The 5613-nt window shown below is 29.7% G+C and carries 6 protein-coding genes; 1 reads left to right on the top strand and 5 read right to left on the bottom strand.

Annotated features, from left to right (window positions below):
• From ACJAX4_RS21710 to ACJAX4_RS21690, 5 genes are all read right to left on the bottom strand, one after another.
• The coding region (locus ACJAX4_RS21710) for an aromatic amino acid lyase (protein WP_435791525.1) at positions 1–452 on the bottom strand (452 nt) is incomplete at its 3' end.
• A 246-nt stretch (positions 453–698) separates the two neighbouring features.
• A complete protein-coding gene (locus tag ACJAX4_RS21705; RefSeq protein WP_435791524.1) occupies positions 699–1559 on the bottom strand; it encodes a DMT family transporter in 861 nt (286 codons plus the stop codon).
• Positions 1560–1745: 186 nt separating this feature from the next.
• Positions 1746–2294, bottom strand: a complete 549-nt coding sequence (locus ACJAX4_RS21700; RefSeq protein WP_435791523.1) for a nitroreductase family protein — start codon at positions 2292–2294, stop codon at positions 1746–1748.
• Between the two features lie 53 nt (positions 2295–2347).
• A complete protein-coding gene (locus tag ACJAX4_RS21695) occupies positions 2348–3451 on the bottom strand; it encodes a glycosyltransferase (RefSeq protein WP_435791521.1) in 1104 nt (367 codons plus the stop codon).
• 19 nt (positions 3452–3470) lie between these two features.
• Complete coding sequence (locus ACJAX4_RS21690) at positions 3471–4190, bottom strand: WecB/TagA/CpsF family glycosyltransferase (protein ID WP_435791519.1); 720 nt, start codon at positions 4188–4190, stop codon at positions 3471–3473.
• A gap of 542 nt (positions 4191–4732) precedes the next feature.
• On the opposite strand from ACJAX4_RS21690, the gene ACJAX4_RS21685 reads away from it, so the two are divergent.
• Positions 4733–5613: cell wall-binding repeat-containing protein (locus ACJAX4_RS21685; RefSeq protein ID WP_435791518.1), on the top strand; the 881-nt coding region annotated here is incomplete at its 3' end.

Here is a 5613-nt window from a genome sequence, read left to right as displayed (position 1 = left end):
GCTAGTGGCGCTAAATCACCTGATGCTCCAAGTGATCCCTTTTCAGGAATTATTGGATTCACTCCACTATTTATCATTTGGATTAATGTTTTAAGTGTACTTAGTCTTATTCCAGAATATCCTTTTGCCAGAGCATTTGCTCTTAATAACATTATAGTTTTCACAATTTCATTTGAAAAAGGGTCTCCAGCCCCACAAGCATGAGAGATTATTAGATTTGTTTGTAATTTTTTGCAATCTTCTCCTGAGATTGTTACATCACTAAATTTTCCAAAACCTGTTGTAATACCATAAATAACCCTATTATTATCCACGATCTCATCTACGATACTTCTAGATTTTATAACTCTGTTTTCTGCTTCTACCGTTAATTCAACCTTGTAACCTTGTCTTGCAACTTTTACTATTTCATCTAGAGTAAGCTCATTACCATTAATTTGTATAATTTTCATAATTTTCTCCTCCGTTACTAATAATTTTCTTAATACTACTATTATTCTTTAAAACCTTCCAATAATCCTCTTTAAAAGCAACACTTTATAGTACTAATATTGTTAACTCGTTAATGTATTACCATAGTAGTATGCTACAACTTTAGCATACTATAAATTTATTATTAAAATTAAATAAAACTGCAATGCCTTCATATTATAATTTATGAAGGCATTGCAGTTTATTATTAAAGTTTAGAACTCTAATTAAGCTTTAGTTAATATCACTATAGACGTCACAATGGTTATACTTCCAATTATAATTCTAGCTGAAACAGGCTCCCCTAAAATTAATATCCCTAGTATCAATGCAACAATAGGTTCAAGAGTACTGAAAATTGCAGCCTTTGATGGACCAATTATCCTGACCCCCTCTAAAAACGCCGTTAAAGCAACCACTGTCGATATAAATGCTAATAATAAAATTGCAACAAATGCATAAAAATGAATATTAATATTAAAATTATTAGTAGTGATTGCTGAGACAAACATAACTAAAGCAGATGCACATGAGATATAAAAAGTTAAAACATAACTATTAATATCTTTAATTTCTTTTAGTGATGATCCTAACACATATAGTGAAAATAGTATTGCAGCCATACCTGCGAGTATAATACCTTTTAGATTAAAATTTTGACTTCCCTTATCAATTAAAATATAAATACCTATTAAAGATATAATTAAAGAAAGGATTTTTCTAGGATACATCTTTTCTTTATAAAATACATAGGAAAGTAACGTAACGATAACAGGATATGTATATAAAATCATGGTTGCCATTCCAATACTTATATAATTATAGGACATAAATAAACTAGTAGATGTAAGTGTGTATCCTAATACCCCTATTGTAAGAACTAAAAATAATTGTCTTTTAGTTAATTTAAGTGATATACCTTTAGATCTTAAATAAAGAAAAACCATAATTGCTGCAAAGAAGAACCTAAGGAATAAAGTAGTATAAGTGTTTGCTCCTCCTCTGTAGGCTAGCTTAGCAAGTATTGGCATAATACCAAAAGCAACAGTAGATAAAACAATGAATAAAATTCCTTTTATTTTCTCCATACAAGTACCCCCCGTGTTAATAAAAAACAAAAAAATAAGTAACTACTAAAATTGTAACATCTTTATTTGAATTTTTCACCATATAAATTTAAATATTACATTATATAAACATATATAAATTTGCATAAAAGTAAAACCCTAGGTATGCAACTGCAAGCCTAAGGTTTTACTTTTTTAGATAAATGATTATTTATTCTCAGAGTAAGAATTGTCCCAAGAGTTCAAAAACACAAAATCTCTAACATCTTTTTTTTCATTATGTTCTTTACTCTCAGAAATTTCTCCAATAGGAGTTAATGCAACTACCTTGTAATTTTGTGGTATTGACAATGCTTTTTTAATAATATCTTCATCAAGTGCAGCAATCCAGCATGTTCCATAACCCTCATTAGTAGCTGATAAAATAAAATGCTCCATAGCTATGGCACTATCAACTAAATAGTACTCTTTATTTTCTACTTCACCAGATGACGCTGGATCTGCCACTACAATAGCAGTCATTGGTGCTTCTACTATTGATTGAGACGCTGAATTATCCTTATTCATTATTGATTTAGATATTTGTTCTAGTTTTGTTTTATCATGGACTAAAATAAATTTATAAGAATTATTATTCTTCCATGATGGTGACATCATAGCTGCATTAACCATTCTATCTAATTTATTTGTATCTATGGGGGTGTCCTTAAATTTTTTAACACTTTTTCTAGTTTTGACTACATCATAAAAATCCATATAATCACACTCCTTTAATTTTAGTATGTGTAATTATTTAATAAATAATGTAATTATTTTTTTAAAATACTCTTATAAATATTAAAATACTTTTTCCAAAAATTCTGTATAGTAAATTCGTTTATAACAATATTATGTAGGTTTTCACCTTTTACCTTTAAATTACTCCTATCTAAATACACTTCTTTCATAGCTTCATAAACATTTTCACTATTATGGTGTTTTATTTTATATCCACTATTTTCATCCAATATACTCTCTAAATCTCCTACTTCGGTATAAATCAATGACTTTTTTACAATTCCAGATTCTAAAACCGTTAGAGGTGGTGCTCCTCCCTCACTTAAAGATGCCAAAACACTAATGCTGGCGGAATTTATATAGTCTATCGGATTGGAAACATTTCCGGCCATGACAACTTTTTTTTCTAGTTTTAATTCTACTATTAACTGTTCTAATTCATGTCGCAAATCACCATCTCCAACTAAAAGTAGCTTTACATCATGAAACTCATCCGATATTTTTTTAAAAGCCATTATAACCTCTTTATGATTTTTTATTGGATGAAACCTTGCTACCATAGCATATACAAAATCCTTCTTGTCTAAATCCAAGCTATTTCGTATATCTTCAGGACTAATTATTATTCTACTACCTTTTATATCTATACCATTATTTACAACTGATTTATTTCCACTGATTTTTTTTTCTTCCAACAAACGCTTCAAGTTATTTGATACACAAATGTAATTATTGAAACTTTTAAGTCCCAAAATACTTAGTGGAGTGAAAATGAAATATTTTATTTTACTATTAAGAAAATCATATCTAAAATCGCTGTGAACTACAGCTACTGTAGGTATATCTATTTTTCTTTTCAAAATCAAATGTATTAGGAAAGGTTTTGCTCCATGAAAATTTACTATACTTATTGCATTAGTTCTTATAAAACAAACTAATTCGTCATTATTTAACACCTTATTAAATAGTTTAAAGCTAATATCCATAACTTTAACTTTTGAGTAAAGCGGACCTTCACCTACACAACCAATTATATTTTCAAAGTTTTTATTGAAATTACTGCATATATTTAATACGTGATTCCCACCACCACCATTATCATTTCCTGATATGATATGCAAAACTTTAATATGCATCGCCCCCTTAGAAACTCCCTTATTTCCCTTTATACTTTTCTCTTATTACCATTGTGATAAATTTAGGTATAGAGGATAATCTTTTAATTCTGAAAGGTTCCTTTACAACTCTATATAACCATTCCATACCTATATTAATCATCCATTTAGGTGCACGTTTAATATTACCAGCTATAATATCAAAACTTCCTCCAACTCCCATAAATACACTACAAGGAAGTCTGTCCATATATTTAGCTATGAATATCTCTTGTCTAGGGCATCCCATTGCAACAAATAACACTTTTGGATTAACTTTTTGTATTTCCTCTAATATTTCTTCACAATTGTCTATTTCAAAATATCCATCATGGCTACCTAAAATATCTAATTTTCTATATTTAGTTCGTAAATTAATATTACACATATCCACAGTTTCTTTCGTTGCTCCTAATAAATATATCCCTTCGCCCTCTTTTTCACACTTTTTCACTAAGCGATCCATTAATTCTACACCAGCTATTTTTTCTTTCACTGGCCTACCTACAATTTTCGAACATATTACTGTACTAATACCGTCTGGAATAATGATAGAATTCTGACTAGTTAAATTATCTAACAATACATCATTTTGCAGTCCATTAAGTAGCACTTCTGGATTCCCTGAAACAACATGAACTTTTTTAAAATCATCTATATATTTTAGTAACTCTTCCATATTTTCATTAAAAATTTCATATTTAAAAATTCTTGTTGTCATAAAACCCCTCCACGTAATCTACACTATGTAGATATCCCTATAAAATCACTTTATATAATAAGTGGTTAAGTTAGCTATTTTAGTCCATACATAGCATACATTCTATTAACTATATTTATCACTTTGTTGTTATTTACCTTTTAAACGTACAATCTTTTTTACATCTAGCCACTAATAATAATAATAACAATAATATCATATTTTATTATCTATCACAACTTCAGCACTCAGCAGCGGAGGTTAATCCAACAAATTATTACAATATTAGCTATACGAAAACAATAATATATATTAATTTAAAGGATTTAAATATATTAGGTAGAATATAACTAAGTAGGATCGTTTATTAAAAAAGATTAGTTACATTTATTGTAACCCGTGTTGTTAACATTCTTATTTTTTCATGAAAAAGCGTTCATTTATAGTGAACCCATTATAAATGAAATTAAGATAATCCTAAAAGATCCAATATACTTTAAGTTAAATATGCAAAGCGGTTCATATTTGTGCTTTGCAAAAAATGGGAAGGAGCAATTATAATTATGAACAAGAAAACGAAAAATTCATTTGCACTAAGCTTAGCATTTGCTACTCTACTTACAACTGTAGTATGGAAAAGCGCTGCGTCGGCATCCACAATATTAGGAGGGGATGACCGGTATGGAACGGCTCTAAAAATTGTACAGAAAGGTTGGACAACGTCAGACAATGTAATTATTGCTAGAGGTGACGACTTAGCAGATGCTCTTGTTGCCGCCCCCTTAGCGTATGCAAAGGACAAAGCACCTATACTATTAACAAATTCTAAAAACCTTTCACCAGGAGTTTTAAAAGAACTAATAAGATTAGATGTTAAAAATGTTTACATAATTGGAGGAACAGGTGCTATTTCAACCGATGTACAAAATGAGTTAAAAGACTATAATGTTAAACGTATATCAGGAAAAAATAGAGTTGAAACCTCATATGAAATAGCCATTGAAGCATTCGATACTATTCCATCAGAAGTAGTTATTGCAAATGGTTTAGCATATGCAGATGCACTTTCAATATCCTCAATAGCAGCTGTTAATAAAATGCCAATACTACTTGTTTTAGGTAACAAGTTATCACCAAAAGTAGCAACCTATACTTCAGGCAAAACAATTTATGCAGTTGGAGGTCCGGGAGTTCTAAGTAATGATGTCGTGGCAGATGCTACAAGGTTAGCAGGAAATAACAGGTACGAAACAAACGCAGAAATACTTGATTTTTTTACACAAGATTATAGTAAGGTTTACATTGCAAAAGGCACAAATAAGAACCTAGTAGATGCTCTTGCAGGCTCAGCGCTTGCAGCGCTAGGCAACAATCCTATAGTTTTGGTTGATGGAAAGAGTACACTTACTCCAAATTTAACGAATGTTATGAAAGATAAATTAAG

This window comes from Clostridium sp., from assembly GCF_051278035.1.
Classification (GTDB): domain Bacteria; phylum Bacillota; class Clostridia; order Clostridiales; family Clostridiaceae; genus Clostridium_AD.
Note: the sequence above shows the minus strand (reverse complement) of the source record. Positions and strands in the feature narration are given on the sequence as shown.